The following is a 16,877-nucleotide window of genomic DNA, read 5'->3' as shown; positions in this document are numbered from 1 at the left end:
ACCGAACGACACTTTATGCGTTTGACCAGACGCGTAGCGTGTTTCCGTTTCAAGATTCGGTGGGGGTGGTCGACGAGGACAGCAGATTCTCACTGACCCAGCGTGCCGGGCAGCTCGGACCGCTGACCGTCCTCGACTTAGCATTCGGCACCGACACCTGGATCCGGTGTCTCGACGAACGTCCTTACTACATGGTCAGCCTTCCCGTCGCAGGTCGAATAGAGCTGATACACAGGAGAACAACGCTCGATGTTGCGCCCGGGCATGCCTCGTTGTGTCTGCCGGAAGGCGAACTCTTCGTCTCGCGGTGGGCCGGTCGCGGGCGAACTATTGCGCTTCGCATCGACCGCAGTGCCATCGAAGACGCTCTCAGCGATGCGATCGGGCAGCAGCTGACGTCACAGATTGCTTTCAAGCCTTCATTGACGACCACTCGAGGTTCGGTGCGCAGCCTGGTGCAGATGCTGTTGATGCTCAATCACGAAATTTTCAAGGTTGACAACGCGCTTTGCCAACCGCTTGTCGCCGCGCCGTTTGTCGAGAGTTTGGTGTACGCCTTGCTGGTGGCCGCCGATCATCCCTACCGGGATTTGCTTGACGCCGAGGTCAAACATGTCGCGCCCCATACGATACGGACCGCAGTGGAGATCATCGAGGCGGAGCCCCACCTGCCCTTGCGGGTGTCGTCGCTGGCGCAGCGCACCAACGTCAGCGCACGCGCTCTGCAGCAGGGCTTTCAGCGCCATGTCGGTATGTCGCCGATGAATTACCTGCGTCAGGTGCGGTTGCGACGCGCGCATCAGGATCTGCTGGAAGCCGACCCTTCGCTGAAAACGGTCGAATCGATCGCGTTGCGTTGGGGTTTCACCAATGCAGGGCGTTTCGCTGCCGTACATGCCGCTCGCTACGGCGAGAACCCGGCACAAACCCTCCGGCGTTCTCGCTACCCGCGCGCCCTGACGTTGGAAGTCGACGACACCACCAAACCGACCGCCTGACCGCGCGCCTGCGCTTGCGCCGGATGATCGTGTGGTGCACCGACGACGCGCTAGCATGGCTGGTCGCCCCCGGCAAGACGTTCCGGGTGATGGTAGTCGTTGGTACGCGCGCCGACGTCGAGCTCCGGAGGCGGGATCCACTCGGTGCGGCCGTTGGCGAGTTTCCTCGTCTGCCAACCTAATCCGGCAAGCTTGTGGTGGGGCCGACAGGCGAACGTCAGCGCATCGGCATCGGTAGAACCGCCCGCCGCCCATTCCTCGACATGGTGGACTTCACACCAATAACCCGGCACGTCGCAACCAGGGTGCGTGCAGCCGCGATCCTTGGCGTAGAGGACGACACGTTGGTCGGGTGAGGCGACACGACGGGACCGGCCGAGATATAGTGGCCGGCTTTGATGTTCGTCGAATACGGCTAAGTAGTGGTAGGCGTGGCGGGCCAACCGGATCAGGTCGGGAATCGGCAACACGGTACCGCCGCCGGTCACCGCCCGTCCCGCGGCCGCCGCCAGCTCCTGCACCGTGGCAGAGACGATGACGGTCACCGGCAGACCGTTGTGCTGGCCGAGCTTTGGGTCACCCAGCTGACCCCGGACCAGGGCGTTGAGTGCGTCGTGCTGACGCTGGGCCGGTGTTCGCGCGTCATTACCGACGGACTCCTCGCTGGGTTCGCCTCCGATACAAGGGGATTGGTCGTCCGGGTTACACATTCCGGGAGCGGCGAATCGCCCGAGCCACGCGTCGATATTGGCGCGCAGTTCCGGGGACGCGACGAGCTTTCCGAGGCTCATCCCGTCACGGCGCTGACCACACCAGGTGAACCCGCGCTGGCGCGCGCGGTCGGAGTCGGAGAACTTGCCGTCGGGATTGATGTGCAACGCGAGTCGGTGCGCGGCCCGCTCCAGTTGGTCCGGACGTAGTTTGACGGCCTGCTCGGCGAGGAAGCGCTCGGCGTCGGTCACCGTGGCTGGCGGTGTCGCGTCGGGCAGGTCGCGGGCGAATGCCTGGATCACGCGCAGGTGCTGAGCATCGAGGAGACCCTCGCGCCAGACATCGGCGGTCGCCGGCAGTTCCGGTGGCAACTCCTGGCCGGTGAGAGTCAGCCGCTTGGAGAGCTGTGCGGCCTCTCTGACGCGTCGGCGAGCCTCGGCATAGCTGATGCGCAGCCGGTCGGCGATCACCTTGGCGACCGGTCCGCCGAGTGCGGCGGGCTCCTCTGGGCCGAGAGTTGCGATCACGTCGTGGCTCACCGCAATCTGCCGGCGTCGCGAGGCCTCCATGCGTCCCAGCACATGCAGCCGGGCGGCGGGGCCCAACGCATCGAAGTTCAAGCCCCGGACGGCGGCGTCGGCCATGTCCAGCCCGTCCAAGGCATCGGCTACCTCCGCCGGAAGTTCAATCGAATGCATGTTCGAATGCTAGGTCCGATCTCGGTCCCAAGTCGCGGGCCAAATCGCCGGCTGTGGAGCAATGCCGAACTGTGCATAAAGCCCGATGGGCGGCCCGTCTAGGGTGAAAGCCATGCGGGTAGCAGTACTGGGAGCCAAGGGCAAGGTCGGGTCGGCAATGGTGGCGGGTGTGCGCGCGGCCGATGACCTGACCTTGTCGGCCGAAGTGGATGCCGGCGATCCGATGAGTCTGCTCACCGAGGCCAGCACCGAGGTCGTCATCGACTTCACCCACCCCGATGTGGTGATGGCGAACCTAGAGTTCTTGATTGCCAACGGCATTCATGCGGTGGTCGGTACCACCGGCTTCACCGCCGAGCGGCTGCAGCAGGTCGAGGAGTGGCTGGCGGGCAGCCCTGCCACGTCGGTGTTGATCGCGCCCAACTTTGCGATCGGGGCGGTTTTGTCCATGCATTTCGCTAAGCAGGCCGCCCCGTTCTTCGAGTCCGCGGAGGTCGTCGAGCTGCACCATCCGCACAAGGCCGACGCCCCCTCGGGAACCGCCACCCGCACCGCGAAACTGATCGCCGAATCTCGAAAAGGCCTGCCGCCCAACCCCGATGCCACCAGCACCGGCCTGCCCGGTGCACGCGGGGCCGACGTCGAGGGCATCCCGGTGCATTCGGTGCGGCTGGCCGGGCTGGTCGCCCACCAGGAGGTGTTATTCGGCACCGAGGGCGAGACCCTGACCATCCGCCACGACAGCCTGGACCGCACGTCGTTTGTGCCCGGTGTGCTACTGGCGGTACGTCGCGTCCGGGAACGTCCCGGGCTGACCGTGGGGTTGGAGCCCCTGCTCAACCTGCAATGAACAAGTCACTGCGCACGCAATTGCTGATCGCGTTCCTGTGCGTGGCGATGCTGGTCTATTTCGTGCTGCTCGGCCGGCTGGCCGTCGTGATGATCGGTGCGGGGCGGGCGCCGGCCGTGGGTCTCGGGCTGGCGATTCTGATCATGCCGGTGATTGGACTGTGGGCCATGGTTGCCACGCTGCGGGCCGGATTCGATCATCAGCGATTGGCCCGGCTGATCGCCGAGGACGGGATGGAACTCGACACCAGCGCGCTGCCCCGACGGCCGTCGGGCCGCATCCCGCGTGACGCGGCCGATGCGCTGTTCACGACCGTGCGCGGCGAGGTCGAAGCCGACCCCGACGACTGGCGGCGGTGGTACCGGCTCGCCCGAGCCTACGACTACGCCGGTGATCGTCGCCGTGCCCGGGAAGCCATGAAGACCGCCGTGCGGTTGCAGGGACGCCCATGACCAAGACGCTGCTGATCGTCCACCACACACCATCACCACACACCCAGGAGATGTTCGAGGCGGTGCTGGCGGGCGCCACCGACCCCGAAATCGAAGGCGTGCAGGTTATTCGGCGGCCGGCGTTGACGGTCTCACCGGTGGAGATGCTGCAGGCGGACGGTTACCTGTTGGGCACGCCGGCCAACCTCGGCTACATCTCCGGCGCACTCAAGCACGCATTCGACTGCGCGTACTACCAATTGCTCGACACGACACGCGGGCGCCCGTTCGGCGTCTACCTGCACGGCAACGAAGGCACCGAAGGTGCCGAACGGGGACTCGACGCCATCACGACGGGGCTGGGCTGGGTGAAAGCCGCGGAGACGGTGGTGGTTTCCGGCAAGCCGAGTAAGGACGACGTGGAAGCATGCTGGAACCTCGGGGCCACCGTCGCCGCTCAGCTGATGGAGTGAATACCGGTCAGCGAGAAGGTGTTTCGCCGGCTTCCCGCACGCTGGCCGAAACGTCGGGAGTGGAAAACAGCGAGACCGGCGCGGCCGGCGGTGATGCTACCGGCCCCACGCGCTGCATGGCGCTGACGAAAGCCGACCCGACGTTGGGGTGGGGGACTGCTTCCACCATCCGGCGCGCAGCTTCCGGTCGAGCCGATAACGTGACAGGGTCGGGCATTTGGAATCGCTCGCCGGGATCGTCGAACGGACTCGCCGCCGGCTCCAAGTCGATGGCGGCGAGTTGGGATTGGTGAAAATGGCTGGGCGCTCGATCCACCAGCTTCGGCGGTGGTATCGGATCGGATTTCTTGTGCTCATCGCTCTGTAGGGCGCTTATGCCGCCCGGCGGGTCGGTGGGCGGGACGGGCAGGTCGGGCCGGCCGGTCGTGCCGCCATCGTTGGCGGGGCGCGCCGCGGATCGTTGGACCGCGGATTGTTGGACGCTGCCTGCCCGCGGCGTGCCTGCGGCCGCGGCCTGTTCGAGGTACTGCCGCCAGGCCTGCAGGTAACTGAAGAGCTGCTGGGCGTAATCGCCCGGCGCGGGTGGCTGCGGCGCTGGCGGCGCCGGCGGCCCAGAGGGAACCGGTGACACCGGAGCCGCGGGCGGCACCGGGAGCCCGAACGGCGGCGCGAACGGTGGTATGAACGGCATGAATTGCATGGGCGGCGCGGGCGGCATGGGTGACGCGGTCAAAAACGGTGCCCCGGCCGCCATCGCGGCCCACTGTTCCAGCAGCTGTCGCCAGGTCTGCAGATACCAGAGCAGCTGTTGGTGGTAATCCGTCGTCGGCATGGTCATTTCGTTACCTCCAGCTAATGCGGGAACAGGGGCATCGGGACGCCGGACGAAAATGCGGCCGGCGTGTCCAACGGATGCGGCAGCGACTGCTCACAAAGATCCGAATCGAGGTTACGCAGCGCGCGGGTGTCGGCCGGTTCCCGGTTTTCGATGTCGAACACATAGCAGTAGTCACCGGCCGGTGTGGGCATGCGAATCGGACTCGACAGGCCTTGGTCGAGGAACCCGTAGGGAAACTCCCACGCGAGCGGCGGACTCTGCTCCCGCCGATCGACACCCTCCGATTCGACCCAGATGTAATGGTCGAGAATCGCATTCACGGCATGGCGTCCCGACTCACACGCGGACTCCATGGACGTCACCCGCGTGAAGGTTTTGTTCCATGTACCCGCGAACACCACCGAGTTGTTGTGCACCTGATAGCCACCATGGCGGGCCTGCCAGACGTTGCGCACCTCGAGATCTTCAAGCCACCCGACGTCGTCCGGCGTGCTGGTCCAGGACGTGCCGTGCGGGTTCCACGGGTCGCTGCCGGGGCGGTTGTTCCAATCTCCAACGATGGGAACCAGATACGGTGATTCGTTGCGGATGATTCGGCCCTGCCCTTGACCGGGGCCGGTCGCCATGATCAGGCCGCGGTCGAGCGCGTACCACACCGGCCACGGCATGACCTCTGCCCCAACCGATCTGTCGGCGTTGGTGAGCGCGGAGACGATCTGGCGCCATACCTCTGCGGCGATTTCGTCGGGTGTGCAGTCGCGGGCGGTCTTGCCGCGGCCCGATTCGTCGACCAGCTCATCAGAAGGGGTATTGAAATCTCCGATGTCGACCGAGAGCACCGAGACATGGCCGTCCGCGTCCAGATTCGGCCGATTCTCCCACAATCCGGTCTGGTTGATCGATGACAGCGCCCACCGTGTGCCGGTGAGCAACATGTGTCCGCGGAGCAATTGGAACTCCGTGTCGAAGTAATACTGGATGCCGCATAGGGTTTGAAACCGATCCCATGGCACCCGCCCCATCTCATCCATCGAGTAGGGATTCCGTCGCCCGCGGGGGCGGGTCGCGGCGGGTTGCAACGGCCCGTCGGGTGGGGGCGGGATGGTGGTGAAACCGTCCAGGCTGGCCACGGTTCCCCCGGTGCCGGCCGCGCGTAGCGCGGTGGTGACGTACTCGGCCGCCGGGGCGTCGACGGCCACGACCATATAGTCCGGACTCACCCGGGTGCCGTCGGTGAACGTGATCCGCGCGCGTGGCCGCAGGTGCGGTGGCTGTGTGGGGTCGGATGCGGGCGGGTCGAGACGACTCGCCGCGTTGTGGACGAAGCGCACGCCGAGCCTGACGAGGTGGCGATACCAGTGGTCCAACCATGCCTCGGTGGTGGGCCCGTTGAGAACGCCGTCGGCCTTGTTGTCCCGACGGTCCATATTTAGGTACAGCTGCAGATAGGTGCTCATATTGGTGCGCGCGTCGCCCCACAGGGAATCCAGAGCCACCAGAATTCTTGGCATTTGGCGCAATAGCCTGTCGCAACTCGGTGAATAGGTGAACTCGTTGATTCCGGTCCTGCTGTCGTATCCGACCAAGAAGTCGTAGGCGGACAGGTTCTGCAGTTCCCGCGCACGGCGCAACGGGCTGGTGGACAGATAGCGAAGCAGCCTGCTCAGGTAGGTTCCGACGTCGCTGGGTGTGAAGCCCAATGTCGCTAGCTCGCTGAGCACGCCGAGAAACTCGGCGGGGCTGCGGGGCAGTTCGCTGGGAAATACCAGGGAGGGTCGGTCGTGCACCGTGACGCCCTTGGTCACCACGCGCCGGACGTTGTCGTAGACGGTGCGCGACGTTGGTGTCCACGACGTGCCATCGGCTGTCTGGGTGAGTTGATAGACCGGGATCCGCTGGAACAGATCCCAAATGTGTAGGTAGAACGCGGGAAAGAAGCGGAAGCCATGCTCGCCCGCCACCGCGCGCCGGGGTGCACGCGGGCGACCGCGTCGTCCCGGGAATGGCCGTAGCTCGGCTTGGCTCCCGTCGCTACTGCCTACCGTCGAGTACTGAGAAGCGGCGAGGCCGCCCAGCTTGACGGCCGGGTAGGTGTCCGCCGGCGTGGCACCCAGCGCAGTGCGTTCATCCGGTCGCGCCTCGTACACCGTGACGGCGAAACCGCGCTCGGCGAGTTCATGTGCGGCGGTGAGGCCGGCGATGCCGGCGCCGAGGACCGCCACCGTGGGACGGGGTTCGCGTGAGGCTGGCGTCGTTATCCGTTCGGTCACGACGCCGCCCGAAGTCGGCTCAGCAGTGCCGGCTGGGAGGATGCCCGGACCGCGGCGTGCACGTAGGCCTGCAGTGCGTCATGCACGCGCTGGACGTCGTCGAGCGAGCCGTGCACTCGAACCATGCCGGCCTCCACAGCCTCACCAAGCCCCACCCTGGCGTCGATCAGGTCGAGAACGGCGAGCCGCGAGGTGGCAATCCGGACACCGGCCCCCGGTGCCGTACCGTTCGACACCCGTAACCGGTCACCGCCGCGCAGCGCAAACACCTCGCCGTCCACGTCGAGTTGGACCACCAGCGAGCCGAGCGTTGTGACCAGCACGCGATAACTCTGGGGCACCTCGTCTTCCAGGTGCGCGATCGAGCGCCGCAATAGCGACGAAACCCACTCAGCCATAAAGGAACTCGAATACACCGGTACCAGCGAAGTTGAAGTCCGTGCCGCCGATGGTGCCGTGCGCCGCGGTGCTGCCAACCGTTTCGCAGAGCACGGTCGAATGGTCGAGACGAGTCTCGCTCGGCTGCGCCACGCGGGCATACGACCGTGCGCGGAACTCGGCGTGCACCGTGTCGCCCGCACGTGTTGCGGTGATATCGACGTGCCCCGGTACTCCCGGTACCTCGCCATCCAGCAGCAACCGCATCGGGGGCGGCAAGGTGCAATCGGCCGGGACGCAAAGCCGCCCGTTCGAGCGGGTCCGCACCGCCGCGTGCCGGAATATGGCGGCGGGCTCGTCGCGGTGCCAGACGTAGAGGGCTTGGGACAGGCAGCGCAGCCGGCTCCCATCGGTCGTCTGCAGGTAGACCATCGACCACGGGTCCCCGGGTTCGGTCGGCAGGATCGTGCCCCATGTCCAGCCGAAGTCGTCGCCCCACCGAAAATGTCCCCAGTTGTGGTCGTGATAGGCGAGTTCGTCATCGAAGCGGTGCTCGTGAGAGCCGACGGCCAATCGGCCCCGCACGCGCAGTCGTGGTACGAACAGCCAGCTGATCCGACCCTCACCCAGCGATTGGTTGCGCACCACGAACGGCCTGGTGGTCGAGGCGAAATGCAATTCGCCGTGAATGCCTTTGTCGGGCAGGTTAAGTGCCACCTGGTAGCCGTCGGGCCGGATAGACATCCGGTTGTCGCCAATGGTCAGTTCACCCAGATCGGCCGAGACGTTTGCGGCGTGTGGGTCGAACCGCTCGATGGCGCCGGTCCAGTTTTCGTCGTGGGCGATCACGATGAGGCGCGGTGCGAGCCGGCTATCACCAGCGCCGAATACTTCATTGTTGAGACTGAAGTTGATCAACAGCCGCACGCCCCGCCCGTGGATCACGAAGTGATGCCACTCCTTGAATCCCGCCGGCCGAGCAGTTGCCAGCATCGGGGCGCGAAGGAAGTCGTTGCGTGCCAGCAGCGCGTTCATTGCAGCCACCGCGTAACGGATTGCTCAACTGAACATCGTTGCGGCGGACGGCATTTCGCGAGACGTTCGATTCCTGAACCGAGACTAGCGAGCCCAAGCAGGGCGTAGACGAAGTCATCGGGGTCGTCGTGAAGCGCTGCGGTCGGGCCGGCATCGTCGGCCAGGACGCGAATCATCCGGGCCACTGCAGCGAGGCCAATCAGGTAACCGATGAAACTGCTGTGGTCGGCCAGAGCTTCGCGAGCATCGGTGAGTGTCATGCGAACCCCTCGGGCCGCAGGCGGGCGAGGATGGAGTCGTCGAGACCGCGGCCGATGACCGCGTCCGCTATCAAATCCGCCCAGGCTTCGGGGGCGGCGTTGGGGGCGGCCGGACCATCGAGAACGTTGAGGCTCACCATCTCCCAGACGCGCCGGAGGTTCTCCACTGCTTCGGAGGCAGCCAACCCCTGGCACAACCGCGCCCCGCGTGGGGTGCTCGCATAGCGTCGACCCTCGCCTACGAGCAGGTCGTGCAGGCCTCGGGCGGCCGCCGGGCTGCCCAGGACCGCGCGACGCGCGCCCAGGAGGAGTTCGAACGCCGACCGCTGCGCCCCGGTCTCGTCGTCCGGCGGCGCCGGGCGTAGCGGTGGCGTCTCGCGGTCGATCAGGTCGAGCGTGAGTTCGCGGATCCGCTCGAGTTCCGCCAGCATGGCGAGTAAGGTCTCCGGGTTCATCGGGTCCGTCCGTGCACATAGTCGACCAGGGCGGCCAGCAGGTCCCGGTGGCGGCTGGGCGGCAACCAGTCAAGGCCGGCCAGCGCGGCGGCCGCCTTCCGGGCATGCTCAGCGGCGACGTCCCGGGCGTGTTGCAACGAACCGACGCCCTGCATCAATTCGTAGAGCCAGCGAATGTCGCTGAGGCTCTTCGGCTCCGACGGATGGTGTCCCTGCAGCCGGGCCTTGATTTCGGCCCGACCCGACTGGGATAGTTCGCCTCGGGTCGCAAGTCGGTCGAGTAGCTCGGCGAGGCCCAATTCATCGTCGGGGGCCGGGCGCCGCTTGGCCAGAATCCGCACCACGCGTTGCTGGTCGCTCGGTTCGGCGCATCGCAGCGTGTGCAGCAACATCAGGGTCCGCTTGCCCTCCCAGAGATCGCCGCCGATCTCCTTGCCGTACTCCTCAGGATCCGCGCGCAGGTTCAGCAAATCGTCGGTGATCTGAAAGGCCGCTCCGAGGTGCCGACCGAGCGACTCCAGTGGGGGCATTCGCTCGGGTCCGGCGCCGGCGGCGATCGCACCGGCCTGTAGTGGCGTGATGAACGTGTACCAGCTGGTCTTGAGCTCCACCATCGTGAGGTAGTCCGCATCATCGAGGCGCCAGGTGTTGGAGCGGACCCACTCGAGTTCGATCGCCTGGCCGTCGACGGTCATTCGGGTCATCTTGGCGATGGCGCGCAGGATGCGCAGCGCGGGCCCAAGCCCCACTCGTTCGACGTTGTCCAATAACGGCTGTAGCGACAGGGACAACATCGCGTCGCCGACGTTGACGGCGATCGGCACGCCGTGGTCGATGTGCAATGTGGGTTTACCTCGCCGCCACCACGATTCGTCCTCGATATCGTCGTGGATGAGAAACGCGTTGTGATACAGCTCGAGTGTGGCCGCGGTCGGAAGTATCGCCTCGAGATGGCCCCCGAGTCCCAGGCAGGTGGCGATGCTCAGGGCCGGTCTCAGCGCCTTGCCGCCGCGCAGGGGATAGTCCAGGATCAGGTCGTAGAGCCCGTGCGAGCCGGGGTCTGCGGGACCGTACAGCCGCTGGATTTCCCGGTCGCACGCCTCCTTGCACAGGGCGAGGTAGCCCTCGAGCGTATTGGGGCCCGTCGGAAAGATTGTGCCGTCTAGGGGTTTAGACGTGGAGGGCGGCGAGGCCGTTGGCATCCGTGATCCTCTTTGCATAGCGGATCCGGGCGGTCAGCTGGATATTGCCCCCGGTTTCTCCGTCGACCTCCAGGCTGGGCGGTAGGGCGACCGCGAGATCCACCGGTTCCTCACCCGGTGATGCCTGCGGTGCCCCGCCTTGGGGGATGCGTCGGCGGCGGCCGACGAAGACCAACTTGAGAACGCCATCAGACGGATTCAGCGGCACGGTGCGGTAAAGGGAATTCACGTTGGCCGCGGCGGTCAGCTGCCCAAGGATGGACACCCCACTGGAGAATTGGCTGAGCTTCAGCAGCCCTTCAGTGTTCGTGATGATGCACGACGGCGCCCGGTAGCCGGCGTCCTCGATGAGCGCCCTGGTTTTGATCAACGATGCAAGCAGGGCGGCCGGTCCGCCGCCCGTCGCGGTGTTGGTCGACGCGCCAGTGAAAATCAGCGGGAGGACAGCGTCGTCAACCTGCTGGGCGAGATCCTTGGCGGTTGCCATGACTTGGGTGAGCAACAGATCGGGCGTCGGCGCATTCGCTTCGGCCAAGGTGATCACGAAGGGTATGGCCTTTTGGTCGATGGGTAGAAAGCCCGCGGGGTTGTACTTGCCATCCGCGACCGTGATCTGGCCCGGATCACCGGTATCCCAATGCGGGATGGCTTGCCAGACAATGCTGCACTGCTCGAAAGTCTCTTTGACTGCCTGATTGGCCAGGGCTAACCGCTCGGCGCTGAGATACATGGCTGCCACTCCTTGACGGCCCCCGATTGTCCTCAAATCATGCAGACACAATCGGCACGTGCGCAAGTAATTCCCCAAAGTTGGCAAACTGAAGTAGTGCGCTACTTGTTCAGCAGCGCTATTTCTTGACCAGGGGTCATCTCCCCGCGCGCCACCGCGTCGCAGTGCGCCAGATGCAGCGGCGCGACGGGATCCTCCGGCAACAACTCGCGGCATCGTTCGAACGCGGCGCGCGCTCCGTCGACGTCGCCCGCGTCGAACAGCGCGAAGGCCTCGTCGAACTCGGCCTGCGCCGCGCGCTTCGCGGCACGCAGTACGGCCGAATCTTCGTCGTACACTTCGTAAATCGTCACGGGTCGACGCCGGTTGACCACCATGACGCGCTCCATGCGACGAACATCGAACCGCTCCGAGGCCGCGATGCGCTGGTAGGTCCGGTCGGAGATGAGCAACGCGGAGCCGTAGCGTTTATTGGTGCTTTCAATGCGGGCAGCGAGGTTCACCGCGTCACCGATGATGGTGAGCACCATCCGGTTGACCCCGCCGACCAGCCCGACCGCCACCGCGCCGGTATTGATGCCGATGCCCGCCCGCAACTCCTGGGAGCCCAGCGCCCTGCGCTCCTCGTTGTGCTCACGCAAGGAGCGCAGCATGCCCAATCCGGCGCGGACGGCATCGGATTCGGACTCGAACACGGCGACGATTTCGTCGCCGCGCACGTCTTGGATCATGCCGTTATAACTGATGATCGGGAGCTCGACGGCGCGTAAAAAGCCCATCGCCAGGTTGCCCGCCTCGGCGACGTTCATGTCCTCGATCATGGTGGTGTAGCCGCGGATGTCGCTGATGAGCACCGTCATTTCGCGTTCCACCCGATAGCCGGCGCGGACGCGGCGAAGGTCGTCGATGTCGAGGATGCGCAGCAGTTCGTTAGGCACGAATCTGGATTGCACGTCCATCAACGACTGTCGGTATTCGTCGGCGGCCCGCAGTCTTGCCTCGAGCTGGAAGTTCCACAGGGGAGCGGCGGCCTGGGCGCAGAGGAAGGTGACCGCCCGCTCGTCGTTGGCGTCGAAGCTGCGTCCGGACACCTCCTGCTCGGCATAGACTACGCCAACGATGCTGTCCTGCACCGTGATTGGGACAATGAGTAACGACGGCGCCACTGGCGTAACCGGCCGGTGCGCATCGGGTGCCGCGGAACGGCCGCCCGGCTGCACGCACCCGGCAGCGACGATCAGCGCGGAGCCGGCGTCCAACGCGCGGCGCACGGCGTCCCCGTCGTAGCACACTTCGGTCCACGGGCCGTCCACGGTCGTGATGTTGCCGTGGTCGTTGACGGCGCGCACCGACAGGTTCTCCGCGTCCCCGGTCAAAAACAGGACTCGCCCCGCACCGGTCGTGTCGGCAACCGAGCCCAGCACGATGTTGGCCAAACCGTCCGGGGTGCGCGCCTTCGATAATGCGTGCAGCAGTTGATGCGCGCCCACCGGGTCGATCCCACCCGAACCCGTCAGATCGCGCCGGAGGAGCCAAGGATGTTGCCGCGCAAGCCGATCCGTTCGCACCGCGAAGCCCAGATTGAGCCAGCGCTGGTATGCCGAACGCAGCATGTGCTCACGCAGCGTCGCAGGCCCGGTGTCGGCGTAGAGAGCGGCAGCCTGTTCATGGGCGCACGCACTGATCGTTGGCAGCTGGTTCTTTTCGGCGAGCTCGATCGCTCGGTGCAGACAGCGCTCCGCTTCGGCGTGTCGGCCTCGCGTTCGCGCCCAGGCACCCTGGATCAGGGCGTGCGCCGCGGCGTAATTGTCGGGTGCACCCGCGGCCCACTTGCGGTGCAAGGCCAATGCGTGGCGCACGAAGTGGACCGTCGAGACGTCCCGCGGTGCGCACTGAATCATGCTGAGGGCGCCGGCCAGGTAGACCAGTTGTGACGCGGCCGTGCCGGTGAGGCCGCCGAGATGTTCGATCGCCTCCGGGGTGGCGGCGACCGCGCCGGCGTAATCGCCGCACCAGAAGTGCAGCCCTTGCTTCATGGTCGCCGCTACGCCCAAGGCGACTTCGTCGCCCTCACGCAGGGCCGCCGGCACCACATCCCGCTCGTCGTAACCGCTCTCGCCGGCAAGCAGGAAGGGATCGGCGGTGCGGCCCATCAGGTTGAGGCAAAGCTGCTGCATGGCTTGGCAGAGCGCGGTGGGCACCGGCTGCGACCGCGTGTGGGGGATCAGAGAGCTTGCCAGAGCATCGATTTCGGCCAGTGGCCGGCCGGCCCAGAACGACTGGGCGAGCAGGCAGGCGAGTAGAAACCCGGCATATTCTTGGTCGCCTTGGTCGAGCGCTTCCTCGACGGCGTCACGGAGCTCGCCCAAACCGTCGCGCAGCGGGTGGCGCCAATGCCGGATGTAGCCCAGGTGGGTGAATACCGTCTGCGGTCGCGCTTCGCGGAATTCCGGTCGCTGGGCCAGCTGCATGCCGACCTCGCCGAATCGCTGGCTGCCCGCGAGGTCACCGAGCACGACGCGGACAATCCCGTAACCGCCGATAACCAGCGGCGACGACGGAGTGTGGCCATGGGCCAGCGTGAGGTCGAGTTGCTTTCGGACTATCAGCGGAAAAAGGTTGGGCCGGACGAGGTAGGACATGTTGCGCAGTTCGAGAAGAATCCGGTGGATCTCGACGACCCGGCGGTCATCGCAGTGCGGCAGTTGCAGTAGCCGCTCGGTGCTCCAGCGGTGAGTCGTCAACATCATTCGGGCGATCGCATAGCCAATGCGTGGCTTGCCCGCGTCATGCGGCACCGGTTCGCCGAGTTCGTCGAGCGCCTGAAGGCCGATCTCGAGCGCCTCACGCAGCCGGTTCTGCGCGACCCGCCCTTTGAGTCGCAAATGAGCGATACGAGCGCGGTCGGCGGGTTCGTTCAGGATCTGTTCGGCCTCGTCGAGCAGCGCGTTGAGCGCGTCCACATCGCCGACCAGCAACGCGGCGTCGGCAGCGTCGAGCTGCAGCTCCCGGGACAACTCGAAGTGTTCGGTCCAGCGGGATTGCCCGAGCAGCTGCAAAGCGTTGCGGCAGTACCCGAGAGCCAACGGGAAGGACGCCTGCGCCCGGGCCTTTTGCGCCGCCCGCCGCACCACGCCGACGAATGTGATGCGTTCGATGTCGCCGATGAGCCCCAGACCGCCGATGCCGATGTGGCGTGCGGCTTCGAACAGGCGGTCGTCCCCACCTGCGAGCAGCCGTCGACCGATGCGCAGGTGAACGGCCCGCATGTCGTCCTGCGATACGCCCGCGCGCGCCGCCTCGGCCACCCGGTCGTGACTGAAGCGGTATCGGGCGTCGCGGCTGATCGCATTGCTGATCCGCTGGCCGCCGCCGTCAAGGGCGTCGAGCAACCGCAGTTCCAGACATGCCCACACGGCGTGCGCCACGACGTCGGGGGACCGGGCCGCCGCGGCTGTCGCGTCGTCGAGGTCGAACTCACCGCCGATGCACGCGAGCGAACTCAGCACGTCCCGGTCGGTGGGGCGCAGCTGGTCGAGGTAGCGCCCCAGGAACTCCGCGGTCGTGGCGGACACCTCGATCGACGTGAGCACCCGCAGGTCCCAACTCGCATGACCACCCGGACCGATCCGGACGAGCGCGCCTTCGCGCTGGGCGCGGTAGAGCAGCTGACGGAGCTGCAACGGGTTGCCGCCCGTGCGGTGGTGGAACTCGGTCGCGACATCGCCCAGTTCCATGCTCCGGCCGCAGACGTCTGCCAGCAGCTCCTCGATAGCGTCGGGGGCCAGCGGTTCGAGGTGCAAAGTGGTGAGGTTTTCCGACGTGATGCCCGCCGCGACCGGATCGAACTCACCCGTGCGATAGGCACCCAGGACCAAGACGTTGCGCAGCGACACCGTCAAGAGCTCGCCCAGCAGCAGCAGCGTGTCCCGGTCGGCCCACTGCAAGTCGTCGACCGCCAACACGACGGTTCGATACTCCGAGGTCGCGCAGAGCAGGCGGATCACGGCGCGGTGCAGTTGGCGGCGCGAATCCGCGGCGTCCAGGTCCGCGACAGCCGAGGGTTCGCCCAGCAGCGGTGCCAGTTCGGGTACGAGTTCGGCGAGAATACCCGCGAACCCGGACATCTCGCGGACGATGTCGGCGCGCCACCGATCGCGCTCGGCCGGCCCGGTGGCCCGCATGCCACGCAAGATCGCACTGAGTGCGTCGGACAACGCCGAGTACGGTGCGGGCGCCCCGTCCCGGCACCTCCCGTAGGCGAATACGCACCCGCGCCCGGAGACGTCGGCGCCGAGCGCCTGGGTGAGCGTCGACTTGCCCACCCCCGGCGCGCCGTCGAGCAGGAAGCAGCCGCCCCCGATGCGGCCCGCCGCTTCCACCGCATTTCGAAGTTCGGTCAGCTCCTGCTGCCGGTCGATCAGACGGCCGTCGAGGTCGAGAATCGGCGTAGTCACGAGGCGGGCCACCTTGCAGCGGGCACCGTCGCAGCGACGGTGCGGCAAGGGGTTAGCGGGTCATAGCGCATGCGCATGGCGCCTTCCCCTCCCAGGGAATGTCCACCCGCCGCCGTGACGGTCCCCCCGCTGCGGCTGTGCAGACCCGTTCGGCGGCTGGTGCACAGCAGCATAGCCCCAATGTCTGCCGCGTGCAGAGGGTTAGCGCTAGGGCGCCGGCAAAGCGACTAGGTATGGGTCGGGTTGAACGCGTCGGCGGGCTGAGCGACGGCCGTCGCGAAGCTGGCACCGAGCGGGCCGTGGCGGTCGAACAGCGTTGCGGTGCCGGTGGCCACACCTGCCGTGCCGTAATGGTTTTGCGCGGCCAGCCCCAGAAATTCGCCGTCGGGCAGTCGGCTGGCGGTGACGGTGTAGTCGGCATTGATGTAACGCAATCCGCCTGTGCCCCAATGGGTGACCGAACTGGTGATGTCGCCGACGAATGCCAGGCGGGTGAATGGTGTCAGCGGATGGCCCTGGACCATCGGGCGAAACAGCCGGGCCCACGCGAACTTTTGGGCATGGGACTGTTGCCACTCGCCGGCGGCGATGCCGGGACTGCCTTCGAGTGTGGCGCCGTATCCCCAGATATGAAACGGCATGTCCGCCGGGAAGCCGTCGTGGCGGGTCGGCAGCGGCGGCATCTCGACCGGAGCCGACCACACCTGACCATCGGGATGTGCACCGCGGCGCAGGAACAACGCACTGGCGCGGGCGACGATGGTGTCGCGTTGGATCAGCGTCGCCTCGAGCAGCCTGATGCGCCGCCCTTCGCGCAACACCGAGGTCTGAATCTGGACCGGCAGCAGCAGCGCCGGCCGCAACAGGTCCACCGTCAAGCGGGTGGGCTGGAAATGGGGATCGAGGCCCGATTGTTCTATGCCCCAACCCAACAGGCCGCCGACGATTTGGCCACCCATCGCCGCCCCCCAGGGCCCGCGGGTCATCGGTCCGGGAACGTAGGAGCCGCCGTCGACAGTGAAGAATGCCTCGGGCATGATGGCGGAATCCGCGATCGTCACCGCTCTCACGATAGGACACCGAATAGTAAG

Annotated in this window: 13 protein-coding genes and 1 pseudogene; 4 read left to right on the top strand and 10 right to left on the bottom strand. The window is 66.3% G+C overall.

All coding sequences use genetic code 11. The features are described from left to right. Positions 1-65: 65 nt before the first annotated feature. Entirely contained in the window at positions 66-998 is a 933-nt protein-coding gene (locus tag G6N33_RS02810) for a helix-turn-helix transcriptional regulator (protein ID WP_163771452.1), read from the top strand. 50 nt (positions 999-1,048) lie between these two features. Here the strand turns inward: G6N33_RS02810 and G6N33_RS02805 are convergent, their stop codons facing one another. After that, complete coding sequence (locus G6N33_RS02805) at positions 1,049-2,407, bottom strand: HNH endonuclease signature motif containing protein (RefSeq protein ID WP_044510965.1); 1,359 nt, start codon at positions 2,405-2,407, stop codon at positions 1,049-1,051. A 112-nt stretch (positions 2,408-2,519) separates the two neighbouring features. Between G6N33_RS02805 and dapB the strand changes: the two genes are divergently transcribed. From dapB to G6N33_RS02790, 3 genes are read left to right on the top strand one after another with little or no spacing between them, the layout of a single operon-like run. Further along, positions 2,520-3,257, top strand: coding sequence for a 4-hydroxy-tetrahydrodipicolinate reductase (dapB, locus tag G6N33_RS02800; protein WP_044510967.1), 738 nt, complete (start codon positions 2,520-2,522; stop codon positions 3,255-3,257). Then, a complete protein-coding gene (locus tag G6N33_RS02795) occupies positions 3,254-3,709 on the top strand; it encodes a tetratricopeptide repeat protein (RefSeq protein ID WP_044510968.1) in 456 nt (151 codons plus the stop codon). Before dapB ends, G6N33_RS02795 begins: the two co-directional genes overlap by 4 nt. Continuing rightward, positions 3,706-4,161 carry a flavodoxin family protein gene (locus G6N33_RS02790; RefSeq protein WP_044510969.1) on the top strand — a complete coding sequence of 152 codons (456 nt, stop codon included), beginning with the start codon at positions 3,706-3,708 and terminating at the stop codon, positions 4,159-4,161. Before G6N33_RS02795 ends, G6N33_RS02790 begins: the two co-directional genes overlap by 4 nt. A 7-nt stretch (positions 4,162-4,168) precedes the next feature. Here the strand turns inward: G6N33_RS02790 and G6N33_RS02785 are convergent. The 9 genes and pseudogenes from G6N33_RS02785 to G6N33_RS02745 all read right to left on the bottom strand — a co-directional run bounded on the left by G6N33_RS02785 (position 4,169) and on the right by G6N33_RS02745 (position 16,847). After that, positions 4,169-7,269, bottom strand: a pseudogene (locus tag G6N33_RS02785) (FAD-dependent oxidoreductase). Next, entirely contained in the window at positions 7,266-7,667 is a 402-nt protein-coding gene (locus tag G6N33_RS02780) for a hypothetical protein (RefSeq protein WP_044510971.1), read from the bottom strand. Before G6N33_RS02780 ends, G6N33_RS02785 begins: the two are co-directional and overlap by 4 nt. Next, positions 7,660-8,682: a hypothetical protein gene (locus G6N33_RS02775; protein ID WP_044510972.1), complete on the bottom strand. Its 1,023-nt coding sequence runs from the start codon at positions 8,680-8,682 to the stop codon at positions 7,660-7,662. Before G6N33_RS02775 ends, G6N33_RS02780 begins: the two co-directional genes overlap by 8 nt. Next, on the bottom strand, positions 8,679-8,942 hold the full coding sequence (locus G6N33_RS02770) for a hypothetical protein (RefSeq protein WP_044510974.1): 264 nt from the start codon (positions 8,940-8,942) through the stop codon (positions 8,679-8,681). Before G6N33_RS02770 ends, G6N33_RS02775 begins: the two co-directional genes overlap by 4 nt. Further along, positions 8,939-9,397 (bottom strand): hypothetical protein, encoded by a 459-nt coding sequence (locus G6N33_RS02765; RefSeq protein ID WP_044510975.1) that lies wholly within the window; start codon positions 9,395-9,397, stop codon positions 8,939-8,941. Before G6N33_RS02765 ends, G6N33_RS02770 begins: the two co-directional genes overlap by 4 nt. After that, positions 9,394-10,599, bottom strand: coding sequence for a polyprenyl synthetase family protein (locus G6N33_RS02760; protein WP_081662251.1), 1,206 nt, complete (start codon positions 10,597-10,599; stop codon positions 9,394-9,396). The genes G6N33_RS02765 and G6N33_RS02760 overlap by 4 nt, the downstream gene beginning before the upstream one ends. Beyond that, entirely contained in the window at positions 10,568-11,329 is a 762-nt protein-coding gene (locus G6N33_RS02755; protein WP_044510977.1) for a hypothetical protein, read from the bottom strand. Before G6N33_RS02755 ends, G6N33_RS02760 begins: the two co-directional genes overlap by 32 nt. Before the next feature lie 101 nt (positions 11,330-11,430). Next, a complete protein-coding gene (locus G6N33_RS02750) occupies positions 11,431-15,774 on the bottom strand; it encodes an AAA family ATPase (protein WP_101528522.1) in 4,344 nt (1,447 codons plus the stop codon). A gap of 239 nt (positions 15,775-16,013) precedes the next feature. Further along, positions 16,014-16,847 carry a thioesterase family protein gene (locus G6N33_RS02745; protein ID WP_179962658.1) on the bottom strand — a complete coding sequence of 278 codons (834 nt, stop codon included), beginning with the start codon at positions 16,845-16,847 and terminating at the stop codon, positions 16,014-16,016. Positions 16,848-16,877 lie beyond the last annotated feature (30 nt).

The sequence above is a fragment of the Mycobacterium simiae genome (genome assembly GCF_010727605.1).
Classification (GTDB): Bacteria; Actinomycetota; Actinomycetes; order Mycobacteriales; family Mycobacteriaceae; genus Mycobacterium; species Mycobacterium simiae.
Note: the sequence above shows the minus strand (reverse complement) of the source record. Positions and strands in the feature narration are given on the sequence as shown.

What these genes read in the sequence shown, in the direction of transcription:
- G6N33_RS02775 (WP_044510972.1), bottom strand. Translation starts at nt 8,682, where the DNA reads ATGAACGCGCTGCTGGCACGCAACGACTTCCTTCGCGCCCCGATGCTG.
- dapB (WP_044510967.1), top strand. Translation starts at nt 2,520, where the DNA reads ATGCGGGTAGCAGTACTGGGAGCCAAGGGCAAGGTCGGGTCGGCAATG.
- G6N33_RS02805 (WP_044510965.1), bottom strand. Translation starts at nt 2,407, where the DNA reads ATGCATTCGATTGAACTTCCGGCGGAGGTAGCCGATGCCTTGGACGGG.
- G6N33_RS02770 (WP_044510974.1), bottom strand. Translation starts at nt 8,942, where the DNA reads ATGACACTCACCGATGCTCGCGAAGCTCTGGCCGACCACAGCAGTTTC.
- G6N33_RS02795 (WP_044510968.1), top strand. Translation starts at nt 3,254, where the DNA reads ATGAACAAGTCACTGCGCACGCAATTGCTGATCGCGTTCCTGTGCGTG.
- G6N33_RS02780 (WP_044510971.1), bottom strand. Translation starts at nt 7,667, where the DNA reads ATGGCTGAGTGGGTTTCGTCGCTATTGCGGCGCTCGATCGCGCACCTG.
- G6N33_RS02765 (WP_044510975.1), bottom strand. Translation starts at nt 9,397, where the DNA reads ATGAACCCGGAGACCTTACTCGCCATGCTGGCGGAACTCGAGCGGATC.
- G6N33_RS02760 (WP_081662251.1), bottom strand. Translation starts at nt 10,599, where the DNA reads ATGCCAACGGCCTCGCCGCCCTCCACGTCTAAACCCCTAGACGGCACA.
- G6N33_RS02755 (WP_044510977.1), bottom strand. Translation starts at nt 11,329, where the DNA reads ATGTATCTCAGCGCCGAGCGGTTAGCCCTGGCCAATCAGGCAGTCAAA.
- G6N33_RS02790 (WP_044510969.1), top strand. Translation starts at nt 3,706, where the DNA reads ATGACCAAGACGCTGCTGATCGTCCACCACACACCATCACCACACACC.